Source organism: Rahnella sp. P4_A8 (assembly GCF_056402435.1).
The window spans coordinates 1-603 of record NZ_JBFUHK010000370.1; the positions used below are offsets into that span (position 1 = coordinate 1).

Here is a 603-nt window from a genome sequence, read left to right on the forward strand (position 1 = left end):
GTTGAACACCACTCTTCTTATCCGTACTACTCGTACCATTCGTTTAACGGATGCGGGAAAAGTCTTTTATGAGCACTGTGCGTCTATTCTACGTGAAACAGAGGAAGCCTTTGCAGAGTTAGACGCACTGGTGGCTGAGCCCTCTGGGACATTGAGGCTGACAGCCCCTTTTGACTATGGGATCAGCGTCGTCGTTCCAGCTATCACGGCATTCAGTCAGCGCTATCCAGACTGCAAAGTTGATGCCGTGATAAGTGATAACAAGTTTGATATCGTGGCCAAAGATATAGAAATAGCCATCCGTGTGGGTTGGTTAGATGACTCACATTTGCAGGCAAGAAAAATCGGGCACTTCCGGCAGCTGCTGATAGCCCCGCGCAATATGCAGCCGCAGGTAAAAAAAATTAATAAACCACAAGATATCAAACCACTGCCTTTTATAGCCAATACAGCTCTGCGTGAACCTTCTCAGTGGCATTTCACGCTGAATGGATCGGATCAACAAAGTGTCAACGTTCAGCCCTCGATATTCATTAATAACACACTGGCGGTCCGTGAAGCGGTGAGAGAAGGTGCTGGCATCTCTGTGTTGCCGGATTACGT

1 protein-coding gene is annotated in these 603 nt (G+C 47.8%); it reads left to right on the top strand.

The genetic code is table 11. The features are described from left to right. Window positions 1-603: substrate binding domain-containing protein (locus tag AC1DUO_RS26050; protein WP_477989630.1), on the top strand; the 603-nt coding region annotated here is incomplete at both ends.